We start from the raw sequence: 24,104 nt of genomic DNA, 5'->3' as shown, positions 1-24,104 counted from the left end.
TAACAATCCGCAAGTTTTTTACCTTTGGCCGATAAACAACCGTTCCACTTAAAACCAATTTTATCCTTCTAACAAACTCCCTATATTAGTTCATGTTTTTTTGTTAAAACATAACCAAGTTCACTGGCCTTTTTGCTTAAATTTTTCAATACTCTCTCCTTATATAGTTTCTCATAGTAGTCAATCCCTTTCTCAACATACTCTTGTCCATGCTTTAGCATACTGTAAAAGATACATGCTAATTTCCTTGCCGTAGCAGTAATCGCTTTTGGTGCACCTAGTCGTTTCTTTAATCTTCTACAATATGCACCTATTCCGCTGTTGCTTCTTGATACACAGTGAGCAGCCATTCGAAATGCATTCGCAGCACGATTAATGACTCTACACGTTCTTGTGCTAAACACTTTTTCTCCTGTAATTTTATTAGCAGGACTGAGTCCCAACCACGACGAAAAGTGCTTTTCTGTTGGCCATTTATTGTGATTTATACCAGTTTCTGAAATTATGGTTTGTATGCTTAATGCATCAAGCCCTGGAACTTTAGTGAAATCCATACCTGTTACTCTATGCAATTCCTCATGTATAGAAAAGTTTGGCCTGTTTTTTGTAGACCTATTCTTTATTTTACTACATTGCTTATTTCCACAGAATTTTGTTTCAAATGTTTTATAGTAATTCTCTATATTTTCATCACACTCTGCTATTTTTTCCTGGTAAATATTATATAGCTCAAGTTCTTGTTTTAATACAAACAAATGTTCTTCTCTATAGTCTCCTGTTAATGCTTTTGCTATAGTAGCTTTATCATTCTTTATATTCGAGCTTCTGAATTCAGCCAATTTCTCAGGATTTCTTTCGCCTTCAATTATAGCCTCAATGATTTTCATACCAGTCACTCCAGTAATATTGCTAATAACCTTGTGTAATTGAATATTCATTTGAATTAATGCCTTCTGCATACGCAGAACATGCGTGGATGCACTCTCAGTAAGTTTTTTACGTTGCCGCACATAACTACGCAATACACACATCTGATTATCTGGTCTAAATGATCCACGAAGCAATCCGTAGCTATGCAATTGTTGAAGCCATTGGCAATCTTGAACGTCAGACTTCCTGCCAGGTACATTCTTTACATGTCGTGCATTTACCAACTTGACCTCGAATTCATATGATTCAAGTATTTGAAATAAAGAAATCCAGTACACTCCTGTTGATTCCATTGCCACAGTTGTAACTTTGCACTTCTTCAACCAGCGTGCCAAATTATGAAGGTCTGCAGTAAAGCAGCCAAATTTCTGAACACGTTGTTTATCTCTTCCCTCAGGTACGCATACATAGTGTACGGCTGAACCAATGTCTATTCCTGATGCATTCGGATTCACTATTTCTAATTTACTTTTTGCTTTTGTCATGTCAAATTCCTCCTATATAACTTATAATGGAGAAGCGCTTCAGCTTGGGGACGGTTAGATTATACAATCTTCTAAGCGAGGTAGTCTAAAAGACTCCATCAATAGTTTAACCGTTTCCTCCAAAACCATGCTTGCCTGCGGGCACTTATGGCACCATTGGATAGTCCGGTTATAACTGCAAAAGCGCTTCCACAAAATTATACTCAAAGACTGTTAAAAGCATAAGTAATGGAGTTTCTTCATCGTTTAACAGATTTTATCTGTTCGTTGCTTGTCTCATTAGCATTAAAGTTTGTCAGTACATGAGTTCTCTCCACCCAGTTTTCCCCTATTGGTTTTCCTGATGTTAAATTGACTAATTGCCAATCCACATTTTTTTGCACATATGCTTTTACGTCTGCAGTGCCAGGTATTAGCGCATCATAGGTAATTGTTATCTTAGTGTTAGTTCCTGCTGTAATGCTCTTAGTTACATAATCTCCTTTTTCCCCTATATTACCCATAACTAGCTGTAACCCAGGATATAGCACTGGACTTTTTTCTTTTGACCCTTTTAAATTTGCCTTTACTGTTAACTCTCCAGATAGTCTTTCACGCAGCGCGAGCGGCAAGTTATCAGATAGAAAATTTTCTTTTCCTTCTTCATCTGTCAGAATAAATTCTACATTGGTATCAAATGCTACTTTTTCGACGTTCGTCAAAACAATTAAATCTGATACATTATTTACAGTAACTTTGCCCAGATCAACAACATGAGAAACTTCACTAAATTTTGCAGCTAGTAGTCGAAACGTTAAATCTAAATTTTGATGTGGAGTCCAGGTGCTTGCATTGCTTGATGACAGTAATACTCCTACTTGATATGGCTGGCTTGTTACCCAACGGCTATTTACTGCATCATATTTGCCAAGTTCTGCTATCTTTACTGCAGTACCAGGATCATCAGTAAGCAGTACTATTGCATACTCCTCTCCTGCATGGCAAAACACTGGTGACCAAGTTATACGTGTTGCTGTGCCATCTATCTTTATATCTTTTGGCTCAATATAACTTTCAGCAATGACAGTCTGCGAGGGCATTCCCACTGCTGTTTCTCTAATCTGCACAACAACACGTTTTTTGCCTTTATTTATAAACCATAACTCTAGACCTCCTATGTGTCTGCTCTCATTTAAAGTAAATGTTTGCGCTAATGGATCAACTCTTCTTGCTGCGATCACTCTTCTTCTTTCCTCTATGGTAATAGTTTTTTTACCAGTATAAGTTGCCTCTCCATAGCTTCCTTTATCCCCATAAAACTGTACTAATTTAGTACCTGCTGGAATGTTTGCTGGTACTTTCACCTTTCCCTTTAATTTTCCCTGGTTGTTAGCTCTTTTTTCCACTTTTTTTTCCTCTATGCCATAGGTATAATAGAAATGCCATCAAATTTTATTTCCTTAAGCTTTTCATCTGGCTCAAAACCTTCAATTTCAAAATTCTGTACTGCTTCTCTCATAAATTCAGTTTCGTATGAAGTACTTGACAGCAGCTCTGTCGTTTCTTTAGCATTAAATACTCTGGTTACTGGACTTTTCCAATTTGTTTTTACCTCCGTCCAGTGATCAATGTTTTTATTTAGAGTAATTTGTGCCGGGACTGGATCAAAAGCTTGATATGGATTGATCTTTTCTCCTTTAGTCTGTAAAAGCTGCTCCAGTACCGGTTCAAGTTCATATGGCAAAAGATATCTTTCCCCACCTTTTTCAATATCTGCAACTTCTACATCTATTGGCAGAACTAGCTCTCTATTTACTATTGCTGCAAACTGCGAAATTCCTTGATCACGCATATCATCATCAAAGAATGGGTCAACAAATACTCCTTTTTTGGTGGTAGGTTCTCTTGAATTTGCATCACTGCGTAGACGTTCCTGTGCAACAAGAGCATAAAGATCATTTATTCTTTTTTTCATTGCTTCAAGCTCATTCATCGGTACAGCATGAATAGCATTATTCACTATTTTTACCCCTTCGCCTTTTTTCCACGTCTGATGAATGTAGCAGAGCAAAAGTTGTCCACTAGGCGCTTTTGGCATCGATGGTCGCCAAGGGTGAGCTATACCTTTTATTCTCCTTACCACTCCTTTGCTATCGATAGTAATTAAATCAAAGCGGGGCATTTTCCAGGTGTAATCAATCAAAACCAAGCTGTTATCAACTGCTCCTTTTACTTTGCATCCCTCTTCACTTATATCTTCAGGACTTACATGAGTGCGACAGCGGTAAGTTATTTGATAACTACTTCCAGGAGCTGGTTCTTTACCGGGTAATGACCAATCAACGTTTCCTGCGTTTAGTTTGTAATCTATACTATTTTCATAAATAACATTGCCTTGTTTAGCTTGAATAAGCTCAAGTATTGCAGAATCAGGTATTGGATCAACAGCTCCTGAATATGAACCGTGAGTAACAGTAATAGTTTTTTGAACAGTTATATCTACTTTTTTGATTTCACTTATTGGAAAATCATTAACTTTAAGTTCCATTACTCTTTGGCTATTTGGCTGAAAAGTATGTGGTTCTGATTCAACTGCTTTTATGTCTGGATCTTCATCAAAAGAAACACGAATACTGTGAGGTAGCTCAATCTCATAGCCATCAACATGAGCTTTGCCCTCATTAATCACAAATATTTTTTTTCCTCCTTCTCCCTCTTCCTTTTGCAGGAACATTACTTCAAGACCATTTACGACATAGGAACCATTTGCCTCTTTGTCATAACGAGCAAGAGCAGTAGTTACTATATTTGCTTGTGGTGGCGGTGAATGTTCTATCAATACTCCATTTTCAATGTTATAAATTGGATAAAATTCTCCTTCAGAAAAACGTGGAGAAAGACCTTCTGCTTGATAACTCCAAGTGGTGGAAACTTTAAGCCTTGCAGCCCCTACTTCTTGATAATTACGTGTACCAACAGCAGGATCACGAAGGTTTTCATCCTCAAGTTCTGTAATCGTAGATTCTACATAATAAATACCTATACGCACTGTGGTACTTAGTGGAATAACAAATTCTTCTTCTTCAACTTTTCTAACTGCTCCACGAAGATAGATTTTTCCTGATTCAAGCGTAACTTTACCAGTTTCTCTATCTATAATACAATTGCTTCCTGTTATAACATCACCATCACGAAATATTGCATCGCCTATGCCTTTAAGCTCAGAGAGAGCATACTCCTGAGTTTCGTTTAATTCTGCAGATTGCAAACCTCTTCCAGCAAGAAACAAGCTTTTTTCGTATTCTTTGTCAGGATTAAAGCGGTTATAATAACTATTTAAGGTCATTTTGTTTCAAAAAGTTACAACAAATGAAAAAGTTTCCCGAGTTGCAGATGTTCTGATAAGTGGTACGGTGTGTTCTAAAACTAACAAAATTCCAGGATTTTCCACGTCTTTTGGCTCGAAATATCTCTGTCCTTCAGGTAATCCTTCTTTTATTTTAGTACCAACCATAACCCCTAATTCCCGTATAACTTGATTTGCTGCGTCCGTGAAATCGAAAGTAAATTTAAGATACAGATTATTGATTGGTACATTCGATGGTTTAAACCTTCCAGATGGAGTCACAAGTTCTCCATTCTCATCACCACTGCAAAAGAGCACCTCATCAACAACACGACGTCCAACTTCCTTAATTAATGTTGCAGAAGTAATTAGTTCCGGTGGTGTGTCTTGAGTATACTCTATAGTGATTACGCTATCTGCTATAATTGCACCATTTTCTACACGCTCAATAGCGCCTGAGCTACCATCAACTATATAATCTATGCTTGACTGATAAATTGTTTGCCCTGTATAAACTTTTACATCTTTAATAGTGTGGTGATCTAAACTTATCTTGCCACCTGCTGTAAAAGTTTTTTCAACTTTGTAGCTGCTTTCCCAGGTAGAATCTCCAGATCCCCAAGCAAGATGTATTGGTTGCTCTTTTATGCTCGCAGCAATAGCTGCTCTGCCTGATTGTGTCAGTATTGACATGTCTGATTGCGTGATTGATATTATATATATACAAGATTCGTAGAAAAAACGTCCAATTTTTTTGTAATAATGGGCTCAAAATTTTTCCAAGGGCGATTTAAGTGGCGATGTTCATGCCAAGTGACCATACCTGGGTAAAATACTGCTACGTAATTTTCTAGCTCATGAATAGGATCTTTCTGTTTTAAATCTGAGTCATTTTGACAATCAATATGATATTCCCTTAAATTAGACTCTATTATTCTTTGATCAGTAAAACTCTTTGCTTCGTAGTAATAAGTTATACTAAACCGCTCTAAAATTGGTGTACGTCGAAAATTCCAAATCTGCTCAGAGAGTTTATCTTCACTTAAGTAAAATGTATGCTCTATTTCTTTATAAGCAGTTGGTGCAAAACAAGCATTGATATCTCCCAAATTCCAACTATCTGATAATACTATCAACGCTTTAGCAAACTTAATTTCTGGCAATAAACCCTGTGGTAGAGGATATAGTGCTTTTAAGTTATACCACTCGTGACTTCTTTCATATATACCGTTGTAATTCTTGGTGTGAGGCTCTGTCTCTCCTAATACTGCAACATCCAACCTATATAAATCATTACTGTAACTTCTATCATAATGTGATCTAAAAGTGCTAAATTTAAATCTTGGATTTCCTATTTTTAGCTCAAATGAGTTTTTTCTTCCAAACGATAATACTGGCCCTTCTTTTGCTATTCTTACACCCGAGTAGTCTGAAAGAAGATCTCCAAAAATACTTTCATCTAACATAAACCGCTGAGCATTGTAATAGTCATTGAATATTCGCATTAATCGAGATCTTGCCGGTGCAGAAAGTTTTGCCAGAGCAATTACACTATCGACAAAAAAATCATTAGGAACATCAGAGATGCCAATTTGAAATTCAGCAAAATGCTCTCCTGGTGGTTCTTCTTGAATGGTAATATTATCAATGTTTGCCCATTTCAGCGCCATCTTCAGTGACTGTGGTGTACCGCGCAAACGTTGAAATCTTATTCCGTTTTGTTTAGCTAAGACCCATTCTTTTAATGCACTCTTAGTAGCTTTCTTACCCCAGGATAAAATTTCTCCCAAGCCGTATTCCGCTACTAGCCACGGCAACATTTCAGTCTGTGGGTTAAATTTAAATCCCCGTAGAGAATTTGCATCAAGAGAATAATTAATTATGTCTGTAAGTATTTGCTCTTGCTTTGAAGCATTTGGAGGAAGTATCACCAATTTTTACCTAACACTTAAATTATTTAAAGTAACGCATTCATTATCTTGCACGACGATGTCTTCTATCGGCTCTGTAAGCTCTATATTCTGCATACCTTCTATAAAGAGGTGGGCAATAATCCATGATCTGGTAACATTCCACCCTAAACCTTTAGCAGATTCAAGATCTTTGATAAATTGTTCCTTTACAGCTTCGATAACATCTTTTGATGCAGTAGGGTAAATATGCACTTTAGCATGAATAGTAATGGGAATAATACCACAGCCAATAACTGTAAGCGTATCTGTTAATACACGAATATCATCACGAATAACGTGATTTCTGACGATCTCTAGCAATTCTTCTGAAGGTACTCCATCATTTTCTGTGGAAAGTATTGAAATCTGTACACTTCCTGGTATAGGTGATACCACTTGCGCATCTTTTACTCTCGTGTCAGCAGATAATGCATGATAGCGATAATGCTCTTTACTCCCTGCTGTTGACCAACCAACAATTTTGGCTTTTACCCGCTTCCTTAAGGATTCATCATTCTCTGACTCCTTTCTCAGCACACCATAAAATTCAGCCAAGTGATCAAGGTCATTACCTCTTGCAAAAGCAAGTAAATTTGCCTGTGCTGCATCATTAATCCTTTGCCTAAGCAAAAGTTCACGCCAGGCTGCTACTTCCAGTATCTTTATTGCTGGATCACTCTCAGTTAGTGCAGAAAAACTTGCATTCCGACGCACTAACTCTTCTTTCATTCGCGAAAAGATTTCCTCAAATTTTAATGTTTCGACAATATTTGGTGTTTTCATCCTACTACCTTATACTATAATACCATCAAGGCGGATCAGCTTTCCATTTGGCAGATAGATTCCCTCTAAAATGAGAGTTACTTTACCTTCTTTTATTTCTGTTATTTGTACACGTTTAAGCTTAAATCGACGCTCCCACTTTTCTAATGCTTCTGCAACTGCTGCATAAAGTTCTTGTGCAAAACCAGGTACAATTGGATGATCAATCAGCTCAAATAACCTTGATCCATAATCTCGGCGCATAACACGAGCACCAATTGGTGTAGTTAAAATATCAACTATTGATTGTTTTAAATGCTCTATACCACTTATTGTTTTACCAGTTTCAGAATTCATACCACGCATATCACTTACCCTGCAAAGACATCATTGCTTCCTTGTTCTGCCACTGCTCCACAGGAAATTAGGTCACCAGTACGAGCAATCGCTTTGCTATTTGCAAACACTGCTTTCGACCCTTGAGTCATTACTTTTCCTTCACTCAAACTATCTCCTTGCCTACAGACAGGTCTTCCGTTTATAAATACATCTCTGCTTCCACTTATACAAAAATGCGGCAACGCTTCTTCACAGTGATCTCCTAGGCGTACAACTGATTTATTCATTCCTTTCCCTAATTTAGATTTATTCTTTTTGCTTTTAGTTTTATTTCGTTCTTTGCTATCTCTATGCTTGATTCCCCAACCTTCAGTGTTATTTTGTCTACTACTTCAATCTCTAAATGATGTTTCCCTTTATCATATGTAAACTTTGTTCCGTCTTGAAATTTTATACTATTTACTTCCTTTTTATTCTCTGGAGGAGGGTATTTTTCCTGATATATTGCCGGTAACACCACCCCCAAAGACAATTCTCCCAATGGTGATAATACTATTACCTGTTCATCAATATTTGGTGGTAACCAATTTTCAGCTCTATTTGTTATCCATGGAAGAAAATCTGTTACAAGTTCACCTATTTTAACTTTTACTTTAGCTTTTTCATAATCTATTTTTTCGACAATGCCTATACGGACAATGTTGGCCAATTTTCTCCGCAATTCTGAAATTGCAAAATTACTTTCCAACATTCACATCGATTAAATGAGGTTTTATTTTACTCACTTCCCAAATCGATCGCCCTACATGCAATTCGTGCGCCCAGTCTACCATCCACACTAAATATGCATCGAGCTCTGGCCTAAAATCATCTCCTCCTCCTGATATAAATTCTCCTGGTGAAACATTTTTCACGTTCCAAGTATTTTTATTTACTACTCTGGCAACCTCAGCAGCTAATGATCTGACAATAATAGGGGCATTTTCTATTGTGCTATCGATCACTATTCGTGCCTCAAATTTTGCTCTCAGCGCTAGCTCCTCTGTTCCTGGATCTTTTCCTTGCTCTAGACTTGACAATTCTATAAATACCGCTGGAGCTGCTAACTCTTTCCTTATTGCTGGATAAACCTCACAAGTTTGAATTGCTGGTATCTCTGCCTTTAGCGTATTACAGATTACCTCATGTAAATTAGTCCAAAATGCCGTCATAAAATAACTCATGTGTAAAATATTTTTCAAATATCCTTTCAACTTCATAATTAACAAGATTTTCTATTATCCTTGAAGCCTCAGGTTCAAGTGGTAGTTTAACTTCCTGTATTGGCAGTGCTGTTTTTCCTTCACGTTTAAAAATACCACGATAGCCTCTTGGCATCGTTGCCATAAATGCATCATTAAATGCTGTTCTTATTTTTGCTTGTTTTATATTTCTCATTCTCACATCATACAGATATGCTCTAATTAAAACCTTCAAAGTGCTTTTCCTTGCCTTGATAATTCTTAGTCTTTTTCTAATTACTTTTAGCCTAATTTGCTTTTCTTCACTGATTTCTCGGACAGCCTGAGATTTTAACCATAATGCCGTTTTGTTTAGCGCTCTTACCGCTGCCAATTCTATTTTTGCTTTGTTAGCATCAATGTTGTGAATAATTCTCTCAATATTTTCATTAACCTCAATGTTAAACATCCTTCTCTCCAAATACCGTGCATTTTATATTCCACACTACTCCTGAGTTATCTCGAAGCGGTGGCGAATATACTTTATATTTACGATCGTCAATAACAAAAATATCTCCTACCATTGGCCTCAGTACATCAAAAATGCTTACCTCAAGAAAAAGCATCTCTCCCACAAATTGTCCTTCACCAATCTCGTATAATTTATCTGGCTGTTGCTTTAATACCTGTACCATATATGACTTATCCTTTGATTTATAACAAGCCACTTCTCCTAAATGGGCAAAACAATCTTTAAATAATCTCTTAATATTCTCTTGCACATTTCTCCGCTATATACTAACATTTATATGCTAAGAAGAGGTAAAGCATTCTTCTGCCTCACACCGCTTTATATTTGCTCTACCTATGTTGCAACAATCTTGATTAATGTTGCTGGACGGTGGCACATTGGCAGAGGATTTGACTGCGTATGTAAATCGGTCCCTCTATCAAATCTTCTTGGCCCTTGTTTTGCATATAGTGGCTGCCCAAGAGTATTTACTGTCTCATTAAAATCTGCTGGTGCAAAATATGTTGTAAATGTACTTGCTGTTCCTAGTGGAAAACAGTGACCTGTATCTCTTTCTATAAATCTTCTCACGGTTCCTTCAGGATCAGTTGCTTGCCCTCTATATTCCTCAAATGTGATTCCACAGAACGTAAATCCTGACCTCATATCATTCCTTAGCGCTGCTCCTTCTTGCCATCTTTCATATGCTTCTTTTACTTTAGCATGAGAAGTGAGTGCATCAAAAAACTCAGGGCTTACCAGTGCATGAATCCCGGTCATATATTCACCACTTAAGTTGTCTTCAATATGCCGCAATACTTCCAGACACTTACGTTTTACATCAGTTGTTGCTGTTCCCAGGGCAAAATTTACTACTTTTGGTGTTATTTCAAATTCGTTGTACAGATTTAATAATTCTGACCCATCAGCATCTAAAATTATTCCTTTGAGCGCTCCCATTCGCAAATGCTCTAATGTTATTGCATGTTTGTTTCTCATTAGCTGCAAATGATCAGTTATTACATCTGCAAGCGCTTTAAGTTCACTCTCTGATCCAAATGCCCTTATTCCTTGTACTTCTTCTGGCAGCACTACATCATCATGCGGAATGTGCGGAATCGTAAATGTTCTTACCTTTCTTTTTCCTCTTTTTCCTACTGTTGCTGGTGCTCCGGGTACTTGCGTTGGTAGTAAACTTAACACTCCGTTGTGTTCTTCTATGGTAATATGTCTAAATCTTACTGACCTACTTGGAAACAAATTTAAATTTTCAACACGTCCATAATTTATCGGCAATATATTCATCGCATTTGTTAGTGCCGTCATGCTAAATGCTGTATTTGTAAATGGATTTTGCATTCTTTTTTCCCCTTATTAATTTTAGTTAAACTCCCTTGCGGATAATGATCCCTCGTCCTTCAAGTTGCTTTATTACTTCAGCTTTTTGCTCTTCAGTGATATTTGCTGGCCACACCACTGCATGATCTGCTAGTATTGCAACACGAGTAACAATTACCGCTTTAGTATTTTCTATTGCATTTACATCACTTACTATTACACCTATCGCTGTTTGTGTGCCATCTGTTCCAGCGGGATTAAGTACTCTAATAAGACCATCTTCCGTCTTTTTGGCAACTACTGCACCAAGCTTAATATTTTGTCCCTTGGCTACTGTTATCTGATCTCTTGAATATAGACTTGACACCTCATACTTTAATAAGTCACCCAGATTATTTTGTTCGCTTATACAACTCATAAATTTCTCTCCTTAACTGATTACCGCCGCTTTTATCAATGCTATATACGGCGGTTATAAAAATACTTTAACTCCTACGACTTTTCGCTACCTGCATCATCAATTCTTCTCCTGAATTCTGTGGTACTGCACTCAGTATCTCTGTCTTCTTCGTTCTTTCTGCAAGTAATTCCATTAAAACCTCCCTTGCTTGCTCAACACTTACGCTTTGCTCAATAAATTCTCCTATCTTTTCTGGCATCTTCGATATATTACATAATCGTATTAATTCAAGAACTTCAGTACGATACTTGGTTAAATTATCAGTTTCTAGGTCATTTGTAGTTTGTTCATTCATAGTAATACTCCTGTTTTTATTAATAGATGAAAGAATTGTCATTCCATCTGCAAGACCCATCTCTATTGCTTTCTCGCCAAAATATAGCCCTGCTTCAGTATTTTTTATTGCCTCTACAGAGAGGCTTCTATTCCGCGCTATTAGCTCAACCAGCATTCCATATAAACGATTCACTTCGCTTTTTAGATTTTCTAAACTCTCAGAAGTTATTGGCTCATGTGGATTTAAATCATTTTTTCTACTTCCAGCAAATACTGTAGTATATTTTATCCCCTGTTTTTCATCAAACCCACTTTGATCTATATGACTTGCGATTACCCCTATACTCCCAACTCCTGAAGTGCGGGTGAGAAAAATCTTTTCAGCACTAGAAGCAATTGCATACGCAGCAGAATACGCATCGTCATTTGCTATTGCAATAATTCTCTTTTTTGCTCTTGATTCATAAATAAAATCAGCAAGGTCAAACACTCCATTTACTTCTCCTCCTGGGCTATCTATATCAAGTAGAATCGTCTCTATGCTTTTATCTTCTAAAGCTCTCTCTATCTCTTCATGAATTTTTTCATATGATGTCATACCCAGTAAACCATCAAAAGTTTCTGACTTTTTTGTCAAGATTCCATGTATCGGTATTATTCCTCTTTCACTATTTCTTACTGCATGTTTTATATTTTTAAAGATAGGCTGCTTTCCTGCTTGTAGTGACAGTAATTCAAAACTCCTTGGTTCTACCATTACACATCTGTTTAGCCATTGTTGTTTCATAGTACCTCTTGATTGGCCGTAACGTCAGAATCAAAACTTAAGCCCAGTTCACTTGCACGTCTTTGATCTTCTGCTATTTCTTGGTCAATTTCTTCTACATCGTAACCCATTTCTGATACTACTTCCGATCGACTCTTAAATCCATTTCTTACTGCCATTTGCTGTGCTTGCTGATCTTTTAGCGGATCGACCCAATCAAATCCCTGTGGTATCCATTTTACTTCTTTTTTTGCTCCTTCTTTTCCCTTTGTCCATTCTTCACCTATGTCTAGCTCTCCAGAAAGTAGTGCTAACTCTAACCACCTATCCCATACAGGACGGCAAAACTGAAATACCATAATGTTATGCTGTAACATCGTGCACCTCCTGCGAAACTCTATCAATCCTGCTCGAATGGATGAATAATTAACGCCTGTTAAATCTCCTGTTAGCTGTTCATATGTTATCCCTGTACCAATCGCTATTGCCCTGAGTTGCTGTCTTATAAACGCTTCATAACTTCCTCCAACATCTGACGGTTCTGAAAATTTTATGTCTTCTCCTGGGTCTAAAAGCTGCATTGTTCCTGGCTCTAAACCTGATAGTGCCACTCCTTGCTCATTACTTTCACTTTCTCCCATGATATTTGCTTCTGGATCGAGTCTCGTAATAAATCCAGCAAACATTGCTGCAGTTTTCTTTCTCACCAGCTCTGCATCATCATATTGATCAAGCTCATAAAGCTTCAGCAGTATATTAGAAAGCCAAGGCTCCCCTCTAATTTGCCCAGGTCTTAGTGGTCTATAAATATGTAAAACATCGTTTGCTGGTACTCTCACTGATTCTCCAAATGAGCCTTCGCCTGGATGTTCTCTAAATAAGTAATATGCCTCTCTTTGCCCAAGTCTATTGAACTCAATGCCGTTTCTTATTACATTACCATTGGCTAGTTTTTGATTACTTTTACTATCTAAATGCTCTGATTCCAGTACTTGCAGTTGTAATGGTACATATCCCTCCAGCTTTCTCGTTCTTAAACGTACAAAACATTCTCCTCCCTCTATCATACTTCTGCATACTAGAGCTTGTAATCCGTAAAAATCACTTATCCCATTACTGTCTGCTTCATCTGTCCATTTCAGCCATAATTCTTGTACTTTCTTTCGAAATTCTCCATCTCTTGCTTTTGATTGCGGTTTTATTCCTGTTCCAATAGAGTTACTTACTATTGTATCAATGATATTTGCTGCATATGGATTTTTTCTTACCATATCACGAGAGCGGCTACGTAAAGTTTCAAGGCTTTGAGACAGCAAATTGTTTATACTTCCTAACTCTGGTTGAAAGTGTAAAAATCTTCTTCCTGAGCCTGCTGCATCCCATGCTGAGCTTTTGATTTTTGGCTTGTTAAATAGTTGTTTGAATGACTTAAGTAGCATCACTTTTCCTGATCTGAAACTTTAGATAACTCAGCTTCTAATTCCTCTATCGTTGGTAAAGCTGTCTTTATATTCTCTGGTAGATTCTCGGTTATCCTATATTCCGCAAGGCCTATCGGCTTATTTATGTCACGTAATGCGTACTCGGCTATAACACCAACTTTAGAGCGGTATAGGATAAGACCAATTGATTGATTATCACCTGGCTGTCTTAATAAATCATCAACTGCTGAAAGGTAAAAATTCATCTTCCCAGTATATTCTGGCCTAAATTTACCGGCCTTTAACTCAATTACAACATAGCAACGGAGCTTAATATGGTAAAAAACCAAATCTAAATAGAAATCTCTGTCTCCAACCCGTAAATGGTACTGCCTTCCTAAAAATGCAAACCCTTCACCAAGCTCTAAAAGAAAACGTTCTATGTGAGCTACAAGAGCTTTTTCTATCTCCCTTTCATGCGCTTTTTTACCAAGGCTTAAAAAATCAAATACATAAGGATTTTTGAGCGTTTGCTGTGCTAAATCTGATTGAGGTGATATAAGATTATTCCTAAAGTTTGTTATTGCTTTACCTTCACGTTTATACAAATTTGTCTCTATTTGCATAGACAAGATATTGCGAGACCAGCCGTGTTCACATGATTTTTTAATATACCAAAATCTTTCTTCTTTATTTTTAACTTCGTACATTATTACAATATTGTGTCCCCAAGGTAATTGGTCAACAGCTTGTTGACCAATTTCATTTTCGCTATATTCTTCCGCAAACCTTCTCATATATTTTAGATTCTGAATGCTAAACCCCTTCATATCAGGAAAAGCATCTCTTAAATCACGACTGAGTTGATCAATAATTTTAGCACCCCAACCATGTTCTTTTTGCCGCTTTAAGATCTCTGTGCCAATATGGTGATAAAGCACAATAAGCTTGCTATTTACTGCTAATGCTGCTTTATAACGACTAGTAGCAATCTGCTCTTTCAGCTGCTCTAAAAATTCTGTATATTCTTTTGCTATAACTTTTGTCATAAAATTCCTTTCAACGATTTTTATCATTATATGATCCCTTTACTCGTTGAAAAAACAATTTTCCTCTTTGGCTTCATACCTGCAACTTTTAACTCAGCCTTAATTCGTTGTCTTAAATTCAATAAATCATTTATTTGAACTTCAGCATATCTCACCACATGGTCACCATAAGCAATTGATACTACTCGCTCTCCGCTTTGCAGCTTTTTTATCGCTTCTTCGACTTGAATTAAATACTCTTCGTTGTACATCTTACTTCTCATTCAACCATTTGCTTTGTCTCACTTTTTTAGGTTTTTTGCTTTCTGGCTTTTCACTTAAACTATTCCATTTACTCTCTGGCCAACGATCGATTCCAAGCGCAATAGATGCTGCTCTGGCATAAATTCGGCAATCTAACACTTCATTTCTTTCTCTTACCTTCTGCCACTCTTGTTTGGTATATCCTTTCACTACCTTGCTGACTAATTGCTCTGCCGTTAGCTGTTTAAAATATTCAGGTGCATACTCGGGAAAATGACAATATCCAGGTAGAGCTTTTCCTTCTTCTTCTTTTAAAATATTAAGTAATTGAAAAAGCTCTGACTTTAATATCGATACTCCCACTGGCCATAGCTTTATTCCTCTTTTTAGCTTTTGACCACCAACTGTTATATCTACTCTACTTGGACTGCTAAGTGGTACTAGGGCTTTATTTACACCTTTAACTGCCATTACTCTTCCAGCTCCTTGATGACCTCTTACCCAGTTGTATACTTCTTGCGTTGCATACCCTGCATCAACTGCCATCATACTTATCATATATTCAAGCCCATTTTGACCGATAAAATGATGATTTAAGAGCTCAGAGAGTTTTCCCCATACTTCTCCGCCTCCAGTATCACCTTCAAATACTCGGTAGTCTATTGACCAACTTTCGCGGCTTTTTCCCCATGCTACAACTTCTACTTCTAACCGATCTTTTTGGACATCAACACCTGCAGTAAGTACCACTTCTCTCCTAGGCACTGTGCCTACGGGAAAAAATTCTCTTCGGTTAAATAATTGCTTCCAGTCTGGTACTTCTCCCTTATCTACCCAGGTTTCTCCAAGCGTTGTGTTGATCCAAACTTTCAGTAATTGTTCACTTTCCTTTGCATGCAGAAAATCCTCTACTGCTTGTTGCCAACTATACCACCCAACTGGGCTATAAAGACTTGAAAGGTGAAATCCTATTACTTTGCTATTGTGTACTTGATTTGTAGCTCTCCATTCTCCACGGTCTAGCATCTCTGTCTTTTGATGATTTTCTATTTTGCCGCTACATTCAGTGCAGACATAATGTGCTGTTCTTGAGTCATTATTTTCCCATTTTATTTGTGACCACTTTAATACTTGGTAATAATTACAATGCGGACATGGTACAAAAAAGTATCTCTTATCTGTTGCTTCAAATTCTTTCTCAATTCTGCTTATTCCATGAATCGTTGGTGTTGACACTAAAAAAATCTTTCGATGTGCAAATGTATTAGTACGGGCTATGCTGAGTAAAACTGGATCTCCTTCACCTCCAGAATCTCCTGGATAGGCATCTATCTCATCAAGAAAGAGATACTTTACTGGCATAGATCGGAGGCTTACACTGCTATTTGCTCCAGTTATTACTACTATTCCACCTGGAAACTCCTTACTTTGTACAGTATTGCCTGAATCTCTTGACCTTGGGTCCTTTACTTTACTTTTTAAACATGGTGTACTCTCTATTAACGGTGCAAATCTTCCTTTTGACCAGCGCTTTCCCATTTCAACTGTTGGCTGTACTACTAGCATTGGACCTGGTGTTTGATCGATGATATAGCCTATCCAGTTGTTACCAGCTTCTGTTCCTCCAATCTGTGCTCCTTTCATAAATACTACTTTTTCAGCCTGTGAAGAAGGAGATAGTGAATCCATGATTTCTTTTAAATAAGGAGTTCTTTCTGTTCTCCATTTTCCTGGCTCTGATGCTGCAGTTGGCGCTAAAACTCGATACTCATTCGCCCACTCTGATACTTTAAGTTGCGGGTCTGGTCTTAAACCTTCAGAAAAAGCTCTAGCGTATATCATTATCTGCATCTACTCATAACTGGTTCTATCTCAACATCATTAACAGTAGAACTACACTCCTCCAGTTCCATAAACATCTTTTTCTGAAATTCGTTTTCTATATATCTTTTGCTCACCTCACTTATCATTATTGCTATAATAAGTGCAAATATCCCTGTTATTGTTGCAAAAATGATTGCATTGCTTATTGTTATTGCTGTTAACCCTATATATACCGCTATTGCTACTGCACTTACTGAGGTAGAAACACAGATCACATTATTGTATTTTCTTACTTTTGCATCTCTACGTTCTATACACCTATAATAAATTGGTACAGATCTGCCTATCTCATCTGGTAATTTGATACTCTTTTCTTTAAATAAAGTTTTTAGCAATTCTAAATTATTTGACTTGATTGCTAAGTGCAAAACAGGTGTATAGTTTGCTCCTTTTTTCAGTAGTAATTTTACTACATGTAAATGTCCTTTTTCCGCAGCAAGGTAAATCGGAGAGTGACCTTTGTTATTTAAGATATTAATATCGATTTCTTCTTTTAAAATTGTATCTACAACTCCTTTCTGTGCAGCTAAATGCAATAGACTATTCTTTTCAGAGCCGTATTTACTACTCATCAAAACCTTCTTTATCTCAGGTCTATTTTCAGCGTAATCAAATGGTGTCTTGCCGCTATCGTCTTTTACCAGAGGGTCTATGTCTTCTCGTGTTAGTAAAACCTCTATTGTTTTCAGTCTTTCAGCGTAATGTAGTGGTGTTTTATTTTCGTAATCTTGTAAATTGACTTGAGCATTAGGCTCCCTTATTAAGCATTTGAGAATATCAAGACATAAGTCTCTTTCATCGTAATTAGTATTACTTACAGCTATATGAACAGGCGACAATTTCATTGAGTTTTGTCCCATGCGTGCACTATTCACATCTGCTCCAAGCTTCAGCAGTAACTTTACTATCTCCAACTTTTTATTATTAACTGCATAGTGCATTGGTGTCTGATTTCGTGCATCAAAGACATCTATTTCAGCTTTTCCTTCTCTTATCAAAATCTTTACAACTTCTGCATGTCCTATCCCTGCTGCTAGATGTAATGGTGTATGATGCAGAGCATTTCGTACATTAACGTCAATACCTTGTATCTTGAAAAAAGCATCTAGTGTTTTTAAGCTTAAGCATTAGGTGGAGAAGGGAAGAACTCTGGAAGATTCCTTAGATATAAAATCTGTAGAAAAGAAAAGAGTTCCCTTCTCAAAAGTAGAGGCTGGACGGTATCGTAGAAAGGCCTAAATGGTTCTAATTCTGTATTCACAAGGTAAGCCTTACTTTTCATTTTTAATAGTAGTATATGGAGTTATATATGATCAACAACTTTTTAGGTATAGATGTTTCAAAAGAACGCTTTGATGTTTCTCTCTCATTCATAAGTAAAAAAGGAAAGCGTGAAACTAGGAAAAGGAAATTTAAAAATGATGATACTGGGTTTCAAGGTCTACTGAACTTTCTACAAAAACATAACGTAGAAGAAGTAAAAGCTTGCATGGAATCCACTGGTTGTTATAGCGAAGCTTTGGCTGAGTTCCTCCACAACGCTGGATATTTCGTTAGTGTTGTAAACCCAGCTTGCATAAGATTTTATGCAAAAAGTAAGCTTACACGACAAAAGAATGACCAGACTGATGCAGAGATTATTGCAGATTATTGTCAAAGACAGGAACCTTCTCGTTGGACACCACCTTCTCCTGAAAAGAAAAAATTAAAACATCTTTATCGTTGCTCAAATGCGTTAAAGGATGAGTTAACATTAGCAAATAATCATTTAGAAAAGAAAGAGAGACTGCCTAAAGAAGTTGCAAATGCTTGGGAAGACCTTGCAATGAACATAGAGCAAAAAATAGAAACAATAAAAAACTCCATACGCGAACTATTAAAACAACACAAAGAATTGTTGGAAGATTTTCAACTCCTATTAACTATTCCAGGAATAGGAGAGGAAACAGCAATAGCTATTTTAGCTGAAATTCCTGGTATAAAAGCCTTTATAAATGCTAGGCAATTGGCAGCATATGCTGGAACTATACCACAAAATATAACATCAGGCTCATCCGTACATGCCAAGCCCAGATTAAGTAAAACCGGTTCACGAACATTACGTAAAGCAATGTACTTTCCTGCTATAGCAGCTAAAAAGCATAATCCTATCATTATGGCTTCTTGCGAAAGATTAAAAGAGAAAGGCAAGCATGCTATGGCCATAGTTGGTGCTGCAATGCGTAAGTTACTTCATATAGTTTTTGGTGTTTTAAGTTCAAAAAAGGCCTTTGATCCAGATCATATCAAGAACTATAGGGCTAAAAGGTTAACTGAAGGTTTAGTACTTTAAAATCAAAAAATGCTTCTAATTCATCTTATGTAAAATGGCATCTTACACAAATTTATTGAATGTTGTTGGTTAGTGGATATGTTGATAAGTAAATTTCTGCTGTTTTATATGTAACTAATTTACTTATCAACATATCCACTAACTATAATCTGTATACTGCTACACAGTTGGAAGTATTTTTTGATTTTATTATGCAATTTGGAGAATTTTTATGACTTTTTTGTTGACTAACAAGACGGTATCTTTTCTAGTGAAGATTGCTCTCAAATCGCAATGTTCGTACAGTTGTGTGTCTGGGCACTGGATGCGTTTGAAGCAGCTTATAAGATTTTTGATTATATATCATCAAGTATAGCGTGATTAACTTCGACTTTATACTTTGATTCCAGATAGCTAATTAATTGCTCTTTTAGCGATATCATCACACGTTTTCCGGTGTCAAGCATGTTTAATTTGCCATTTGATGAATGCATTTCTTTTAGAACACCTATTATAATTTCATTATTGTATTGAATAGGGTCTGTCACTGAACCAGTTGTTTTCATATTGAAAATCTCTTCTACAAAAGAAAATGGGTAGTTTTGTTCATTGCGATGCATCTGCTGATCTTCAACTAATTCCACACCTTGAATTTTTTCCCAATCTGTTTTTTCTCTTAGTTGAACTGCAAACTCTTGCCCAATTTTAAACATTCTTTCTTTTATAAACTCACTCTGCCAAAGCTCTACTGCTGATGCCCTGCCTTCTTCAAAACTTTGTGATTTAGGTGGAACGATATCGATGATTTTTACACTAACAACAGCGTCCCCAACGCCCTTAAAATAACCTTTCTGATCCTTTTCTCGCGAAAAAATGAAAGAAATCAAATCACTAGAATCTCCTACGTTATTACCGCTTTGATCTTTTCCACTCGCATCTACTGGACCAATAGTTTGTATAGGTAAATTATATTCACTCAATATTTCTTCGATTGCTGAACCATTGTATATCTTATAGTTCACTTGGTTTATGAAATCATTGACTCTTTCAAAAGACTTTTGGTTAGTTAAAACTGACTTTATGTCTTTTTTTAAATCAACTAAGTCTTCATCAGAGATTTGATGCGCACTTTCCACTTTTATTATGTGCCAACCAAAACTGCTTGCTAAAACTTCACTTACTTCACCTACTTTAAGAGCAAACACCTTCTCTCTCATGTCTTCCGGTAGAAAATCCTTAGTTATATTATTTACTCTAGTTTCTTCAAGTTCTGCTTTGCCAAACTCTTCTACTATCTGTTCAAAGCTTGTTTTACCCTCCTCAAATGCTCTTCTTGCTGTCTCAGCTTCTTCTTTGGTAGAAAATATTATATTAAATATGTCTCTTTGATCTCTAAGTTCTTGTTGTTCTATTATGCCATCAACTTCTTCATCTGAGATCTTGATTTGATCTTCAAAATATTTCTGTTCTAGAGAAATATATTGCGCAGTTCGATACTCAGGATAATAAAAATGGGATTTATTTCTTTCGTACAAATCAAGTAAGGTTTGATCATCTGGTTCAGGAATGTTTGTAACTGCATCTTCAGTTATCTTAACAATATCAACTACTCTAGTTTGGTAGCGACTGTTGTATATCTGCTCATCAATTTTCTCGCCAAAAGTTACCGGATAATTATCTTTAAATAACGAAGTCATAAACATCATTGCAGGCAGGATTTTCTCTAGCTTTGCTATATACTCTTTCTCTGTCATATGCAGGTCATTTAGCGTTTCATGGAATTTGTTTTTGTCAAATTCGCCTTTATCATTTTGAAAGTACTTGGTGTTTTTAATATGGTTTTTTATAGACTCTTCTCCAACTGTCAACCCCAGTTCACTAGTTAGGTTAAACAATAGTTTTTGCTCTATAAGTGCGTTAAGTAAATCATATTTCAGCTTTTTTACTTGTTCTCTACTCGCATCAGATCCAGAAATTTGTTTTCCATAATTTTGATATAGTGATTTATACTCATCTGACGTTATAACTTCTTTTCCAACCCTAGCTACCTCTTCTTTTTCATCATCACCTGATAAAAGGTTGCCAACTCCCACAAAGATTAACAAGCAAGCTAAAAGGACAACAGTTACTTTAGTGAAAAAATTTTTAACATTCATTTTAAACTCAGTTAATTAATGGTTAATTATAGAATAGTGATAATTTAATACTTGTAAACCTGTTGCTTTATTAGATAATATATATAATATATTAACTTAAAATTTAACTCTCTTCTTAAATAGAAACATATGTTTAACTGAGTTATACTATACCTTAAGAAGGGGAAATATGCTTAAAGGTGAGAGCATTTAATTAACTTAAGAGGTGGGAAGTGACAAACAAAAAGTTATTGAATGACAAAATTAATGCTTTTTTAGTTTTAATAGCTTATATTTTAGCTCTGTATAACAGTAATGGATACTTTAAATGGGAGATGCTTTTTTGATGTCAATGGAATCTTCTAAGGGCAATAACGATAGAAATAAACAGTTTCTAGTGCAAATAGTTGCTTGGTTAGTAGACAACACTGGTTTAACTTTTAATCAAATAGCACAATGTTGCAGATTGGCCCTTGAAGAAGTACAAGACATAGCTGATGAGGAAATAGAAGTAGAAAAATATAACCCTATTATTTCTGGAATAATTACTGAAAAAGAAATCGATGATTGCAAAAAAAATCCAAATCGTGTACCAAATTTGATTATAAAAAATATAAAAAAAAGGAGTAAAGCGATTGGTAGCATTCTTGGCTTTGCCTCTACGGCAAGACGTAGAGATAAACCTGATGCGATTTATTATTTAGTAAAAAAATTTCCTATCTTGGACAATAACGTTATAGCTAAATTAATTAGTACAACAAATTACACAGTTGAGCAGGTAAGAGATGGATCTCATCATAACATGCAAAATATAAAACCCCAAGATCCTGTACTACTCGGCTTATGTAGTCAAGAAAATTTAGAAGCAGAAGTGGAAAAAGCAAAAGTAGAAGAGGAGAAGCAAGAAAGGTTAAAAAAATATAAAGAATAGCTATTGAAAATCCTCAAATTTTTGTGCTTTGTTAACATTAAATTAACTTGACTTGCTAGTGTTTATTAGTATAATGTAAGTAAAGTACGGGGTTTAATGATAATTAAGCTTAATACGCACTGAAACTAACTCAGCCTAATTTATTATCTTATAGTCACATTTTAGGTTAGTAAGCATCAATTAAAATTTTTGGAGGATTATGACAACAATCAATGAAGATGTTTTGGCAAAAGGAAAGGTTACAGCTCAACCTGAAAAAAGTGAGCAAATTTACAATAACGATACAGTAAAACAGATGGTCAATGAAGGTACTGAGAAAAACAGAAAAACATTAGATCTGAGCGAATTAAAAGAGAAAACAGCAGAAGAATTGTTAGAGTTAGCTGAAGAAAGAAAAATTTCAACTAACGGTAAAAGCAATGGTAGAATGCTAAAGCAGGAAATAATATTCAGCTTAATGAAAAAAATGAGTGAAGAAGGAGGCATAACCACAGGGAGTGGAATAGTGGAAATATTGCCTGATGGTTTTGGTTTCTTACGTTCAGCAAGTGCAAATTATGCCCCAAGTACCGATGATGTTTATATTTCTAACGGGCAAATAAAGAAGTTTAATTTACGTACAGGAGATATGGCATATGGAGAAATAAGGCCACCTGGTGATAAAGAGAGATATTTTACTTTAACTAAGGTTCAAAGTATAAACTCTACTGAAGTAAGTGAATTAAGAAAGTACGTCCATTTTGATAATTTGCTTCCTCTTTATCCTGAGGAAAGCATAGTACTTGAGTGTAATAATGGTGATGATAAAAAAGGCTTAAGCATGCGTGCTATAGATATAGTAGCTCCTCTTGGAAAAGGGCAAAGAGCGTTAGTAGTTGCTCCACCTCGCACAGGAAAAACTGTATTGCTTCAGCAAATGGCTAACTCTATAGCTATAAATCACCCTGAAGTAGAATTAATAGTGTTACTTATAGATGAAAGACCTGAAGAAGTAACAGATATGATACGTTCTGTAAAAGGTGAGGTAGTAAGTTCTACGTTCGATGAGCCTGCTTACCGTCACGTACAGCTTGCTGAAATAGTAATAGAAAAAGCTAAAAGAATGGTTGAGCATAAAAAAGATGTGGTAATTCTACTTGACAATATTACTAGACTTGCACGTGCTTATAATGCGGTTATTCCTTCGTCTGGGAAAGTTCTAACTGGTGGTGTAGATTCAAACGCACTGCAGAGACCAAAACGCTTTTTTGGAGCAGCTCGTAATATTGAGAATGGGGGTTCTTTAACTATAATCGCCACAGCTCTTATAGAGACTGGTTCAAAAATGGATGAAGTTATTTTTGAAGAGTTTAAAGGTACAGGAAATGCTGAGATCATACTTGATAGAAAACTTTCTGATAAACGTATATTTCCAGCTATTGATATTACAAAATCCGGAACAAGGAAGGAAGAGCTATTAGTTGATAAGGCTATACTAAATAAAATATGGGTGGTGCGTAGGATACTCAATCCTATGGGACCCGTTGAAGCAATGGAATTTTTACGTGACAAACTACTTTTAACAAAGAGCAATGCTGACTTTTTTAACTCCATGAATCACTAAAAGTAAGCCAGTTATGATGGATATGCTGAGCAAAAAGTAAAACGCTCTTATAGCTAAAATAATTTGGATTTACCAAAATATATTTATAGTTAAGTTGGCAATTTACCTTAAGTTAGCGCGTGACACTGGAATAACACCCTTGGTGGTAACAACTAAAGAAAAA

22 protein-coding genes and 2 pseudogenes are annotated in these 24,104 nt (G+C 36.2%); 3 read left to right on the top strand and 21 right to left on the bottom strand.

The window, feature by feature from the left end; all coding sequences use genetic code 11:
* Positions 1 to 80 precede the first annotated feature (80 nt).
* The 20 genes and pseudogenes from EA652_RS03315 to EA652_RS03220 form a co-directional block, all read right to left on the bottom strand.
* On the bottom strand, positions 81 to 1,415 hold the full coding sequence (locus tag EA652_RS03315) for an IS110-like element ISWpi13 family transposase (RefSeq protein WP_012673403.1): 1,335 nt from the start codon (positions 1,413 to 1,415) through the stop codon (positions 81 to 83).
* Between the two features lie 239 nt (positions 1,416 to 1,654).
* Positions 1,655 to 2,800, bottom strand: a complete 1,146-nt coding sequence (locus EA652_RS03310; protein ID WP_147737886.1) for a hypothetical protein — start codon at positions 2,798 to 2,800, stop codon at positions 1,655 to 1,657.
* A gap of 11 nt (positions 2,801 to 2,811) precedes the next feature.
* Entirely contained in the window at positions 2,812 to 4,740 is a 1,929-nt protein-coding gene (locus EA652_RS03305; RefSeq protein ID WP_103412392.1) for a DUF4815 domain-containing protein, read from the bottom strand.
* Positions 4,741 to 4,746: 6 nt separating this feature from the next.
* A complete protein-coding gene (locus EA652_RS03300) occupies positions 4,747 to 5,433 on the bottom strand; it encodes a hypothetical protein (protein WP_007549309.1) in 687 nt (228 codons plus the stop codon).
* A gap of 20 nt (positions 5,434 to 5,453) precedes the next feature.
* Positions 5,454 to 6,671 carry a phage tail protein gene (locus EA652_RS03295; RefSeq protein WP_012673240.1) on the bottom strand — a complete coding sequence of 406 codons (1,218 nt, stop codon included), beginning with the start codon at positions 6,669 to 6,671 and terminating at the stop codon, positions 5,454 to 5,456.
* Between the two features lie 6 nt (positions 6,672 to 6,677).
* The gene (locus tag EA652_RS03290) at positions 6,678 to 7,475 is read right to left on the bottom strand and encodes a baseplate assembly protein (RefSeq protein ID WP_012673241.1); all 798 of its coding nucleotides are present in this window, start codon (positions 7,473 to 7,475) and stop codon (positions 6,678 to 6,680) included.
* Between the two features lie 9 nt (positions 7,476 to 7,484).
* Positions 7,485 to 7,820, bottom strand: a complete 336-nt coding sequence (locus EA652_RS03285; RefSeq protein WP_012673242.1) for a GPW/gp25 family protein — start codon at positions 7,818 to 7,820, stop codon at positions 7,485 to 7,487.
* A 5-nt stretch (positions 7,821 to 7,825) separates the two neighbouring features.
* Entirely contained in the window at positions 7,826 to 8,080 is a 255-nt protein-coding gene (locus EA652_RS03280; RefSeq protein ID WP_007548996.1) for a PAAR domain-containing protein, read from the bottom strand.
* Positions 8,081 to 8,088: 8 nt separating this feature from the next.
* Positions 8,089 to 8,544 (bottom strand): phage baseplate assembly protein V, encoded by a 456-nt coding sequence (locus tag EA652_RS03275; RefSeq protein WP_007548997.1) that lies wholly within the window; start codon positions 8,542 to 8,544, stop codon positions 8,089 to 8,091.
* A complete protein-coding gene (locus EA652_RS03270) occupies positions 8,531 to 9,004 on the bottom strand; it encodes a hypothetical protein (protein WP_006280893.1) in 474 nt (157 codons plus the stop codon). The genes EA652_RS03275 and EA652_RS03270 overlap by 14 nt, the downstream gene beginning before the upstream one ends.
* On the bottom strand, positions 8,985 to 9,482 hold the full coding sequence (locus EA652_RS03265) for a phage tail protein (protein WP_006280854.1): 498 nt from the start codon (positions 9,480 to 9,482) through the stop codon (positions 8,985 to 8,987). The genes EA652_RS03270 and EA652_RS03265 overlap by 20 nt, the downstream gene beginning before the upstream one ends.
* Positions 9,475 to 9,795 (bottom strand): head-tail joining protein, encoded by a 321-nt coding sequence (locus EA652_RS03260; RefSeq protein WP_012673243.1) that lies wholly within the window; start codon positions 9,793 to 9,795, stop codon positions 9,475 to 9,477. Before EA652_RS03260 ends, EA652_RS03265 begins: the two co-directional genes overlap by 8 nt.
* 83 nt (positions 9,796 to 9,878) lie before the next feature.
* On the bottom strand, positions 9,879 to 10,883 hold the full coding sequence (locus tag EA652_RS03255; protein WP_007548999.1) for a major capsid protein: 1,005 nt from the start codon (positions 10,881 to 10,883) through the stop codon (positions 9,879 to 9,881).
* A gap of 25 nt (positions 10,884 to 10,908) precedes the next feature.
* The gene (locus EA652_RS03250) at positions 10,909 to 11,280 is read right to left on the bottom strand and encodes a head decoration protein (RefSeq protein ID WP_007549003.1); all 372 of its coding nucleotides are present in this window, start codon (positions 11,278 to 11,280) and stop codon (positions 10,909 to 10,911) included.
* Positions 11,281 to 11,347: 67 nt separating this feature from the next.
* The gene (locus EA652_RS03245) at positions 11,348 to 12,385 is read right to left on the bottom strand and encodes a S49 family peptidase (protein ID WP_012673244.1); all 1,038 of its coding nucleotides are present in this window, start codon (positions 12,383 to 12,385) and stop codon (positions 11,348 to 11,350) included.
* The gene (locus EA652_RS03240) at positions 12,382 to 13,803 is read right to left on the bottom strand and encodes a phage portal protein (protein WP_007549005.1); all 1,422 of its coding nucleotides are present in this window, start codon (positions 13,801 to 13,803) and stop codon (positions 12,382 to 12,384) included. The genes EA652_RS03245 and EA652_RS03240 overlap by 4 nt, the downstream gene beginning before the upstream one ends.
* Entirely contained in the window at positions 13,803 to 14,861 is a 1,059-nt protein-coding gene (locus tag EA652_RS03235; RefSeq protein ID WP_007549006.1) for a PDDEXK nuclease domain-containing protein, read from the bottom strand. Before EA652_RS03235 ends, EA652_RS03240 begins: the two co-directional genes overlap by 1 nt.
* Complete coding sequence (locus EA652_RS03230) at positions 14,861 to 15,085, bottom strand: gpW family head-tail joining protein (protein ID WP_007549008.1); 225 nt, start codon at positions 15,083 to 15,085, stop codon at positions 14,861 to 14,863. The genes EA652_RS03235 and EA652_RS03230 overlap by 1 nt, the downstream gene beginning before the upstream one ends.
* Before the next feature lies 1 nt (position 15,086).
* On the bottom strand, positions 15,087 to 16,919 hold the full coding sequence (locus EA652_RS03225; RefSeq protein WP_041582652.1) for a phage terminase large subunit family protein: 1,833 nt from the start codon (positions 16,917 to 16,919) through the stop codon (positions 15,087 to 15,089).
* A pseudogene (locus EA652_RS03220) lies at positions 16,919 to 18,049 on the bottom strand (ankyrin repeat domain-containing protein); the annotation flags it as partial. The pseudogene EA652_RS03220 and the gene EA652_RS03225, both read right to left, overlap by 1 nt.
* 221 nt (positions 18,050 to 18,270) lie before the next feature.
* On the opposite strand from EA652_RS03220, the gene EA652_RS03215 reads away from it, so the two are divergent.
* Positions 18,271 to 19,293 (top strand): IS110-like element ISWen2 family transposase, encoded by a 1,023-nt coding sequence (locus EA652_RS03215; protein WP_007548332.1) that lies wholly within the window; start codon positions 18,271 to 18,273, stop codon positions 19,291 to 19,293.
* A gap of 335 nt (positions 19,294 to 19,628) precedes the next feature.
* On the opposite strand, the pseudogene EA652_RS03210 reads toward EA652_RS03215, so the two are convergent.
* Positions 19,629 to 21,431, bottom strand: a pseudogene (locus EA652_RS03210) (peptidylprolyl isomerase); the annotation flags it as partial.
* 304 nt (positions 21,432 to 21,735) lie between these two features.
* On the opposite strand from EA652_RS03210, the gene EA652_RS03205 reads away from it, so the two are divergent.
* Together EA652_RS03205 and rho are read left to right on the top strand one after the other, a co-directional pair.
* Entirely contained in the window at positions 21,736 to 22,338 is a 603-nt protein-coding gene (locus EA652_RS03205) for a cell cycle transcriptional regulator TrcR (RefSeq protein ID WP_012673219.1), read from the top strand.
* Positions 22,339 to 22,537: 199 nt separating this feature from the next.
* Positions 22,538 to 23,941, top strand: coding sequence for a transcription termination factor Rho (rho, locus tag EA652_RS03200; protein WP_007549497.1), 1,404 nt, complete (start codon positions 22,538 to 22,540; stop codon positions 23,939 to 23,941).
* Positions 23,942 to 24,104 lie beyond the last annotated feature (163 nt).

The organism is Wolbachia endosymbiont of Drosophila ananassae, from assembly GCF_008033215.1.
In the GTDB taxonomy this organism is placed as follows: Bacteria; Pseudomonadota; Alphaproteobacteria; order Rickettsiales; family Anaplasmataceae; genus Wolbachia; species Wolbachia pipientis.
Note: the sequence above shows the minus strand (reverse complement) of the source record. Positions and strands in the feature narration are given on the sequence as shown.

Coding starts and splice junctions, on each gene's coding strand:
- EA652_RS03315 (WP_012673403.1), bottom strand. CDS start 1,415: ATGACAAAAGCAAAAAGTAAATTAGAAATAGTGAATCCGAATGCATCA.
- EA652_RS03305 (WP_103412392.1), bottom strand. CDS start 4,740: ATGACCTTAAATAGTTATTATAACCGCTTTAATCCTGACAAAGAATAC.
- EA652_RS03300 (WP_007549309.1), bottom strand. CDS start 5,433: ATGTCAATACTGACACAATCAGGCAGAGCAGCTATTGCTGCGAGCATA.
- EA652_RS03290 (WP_012673241.1), bottom strand. CDS start 7,475: ATGAAAACACCAAATATTGTCGAAACATTAAAATTTGAGGAAATCTTT.
- EA652_RS03285 (WP_012673242.1), bottom strand. CDS start 7,820: ATGCGTGGTATGAATTCTGAAACTGGTAAAACAATAAGTGGTATAGAG.
- EA652_RS03280 (WP_007548996.1), bottom strand. CDS start 8,080: ATGAATAAATCAGTTGTACGCCTAGGAGATCACTGTGAAGAAGCGTTG.
- EA652_RS03275 (WP_007548997.1), bottom strand. CDS start 8,544: ATGTTGGAAAGTAATTTTGCAATTTCAGAATTGCGGAGAAAATTGGCC.
- EA652_RS03270 (WP_006280893.1), bottom strand. CDS start 9,004: ATGACGGCATTTTGGACTAATTTACATGAGGTAATCTGTAATACGCTA.
- EA652_RS03265 (WP_006280854.1), bottom strand. CDS start 9,482: ATGTTTAACATTGAGGTTAATGAAAATATTGAGAGAATTATTCACAAC.
- EA652_RS03255 (WP_007548999.1), bottom strand. CDS start 10,883: ATGCAAAATCCATTTACAAATACAGCATTTAGCATGACGGCACTAACA.
- EA652_RS03250 (WP_007549003.1), bottom strand. CDS start 11,280: ATGAGTTGTATAAGCGAACAAAATAATCTGGGTGACTTATTAAAGTAT.
- EA652_RS03245 (WP_012673244.1), bottom strand. CDS start 12,385: ATGAAACAACAATGGCTAAACAGATGTGTAATGGTAGAACCAAGGAGT.
- EA652_RS03240 (WP_007549005.1), bottom strand. CDS start 13,803: ATGCTACTTAAGTCATTCAAACAACTATTTAACAAGCCAAAAATCAAA.
- EA652_RS03235 (WP_007549006.1), bottom strand. CDS start 14,861: ATGATAAAAATCGTTGAAAGGAATTTTATGACAAAAGTTATAGCAAAA.
- EA652_RS03230 (WP_007549008.1), bottom strand. CDS start 15,085: ATGTACAACGAAGAGTATTTAATTCAAGTCGAAGAAGCGATAAAAAAG.
- EA652_RS03225 (WP_041582652.1), bottom strand. CDS start 16,919: ATGATATACGCTAGAGCTTTTTCTGAAGGTTTAAGACCAGACCCGCAA.
- EA652_RS03215 (WP_007548332.1), top strand. CDS start 18,271: ATGATCAACAACTTTTTAGGTATAGATGTTTCAAAAGAACGCTTTGAT.
- EA652_RS03205 (WP_012673219.1), top strand. CDS start 21,736: ATGGGAGATGCTTTTTTGATGTCAATGGAATCTTCTAAGGGCAATAAC.
- rho (WP_007549497.1), top strand. CDS start 22,538: ATGACAACAATCAATGAAGATGTTTTGGCAAAAGGAAAGGTTACAGCT.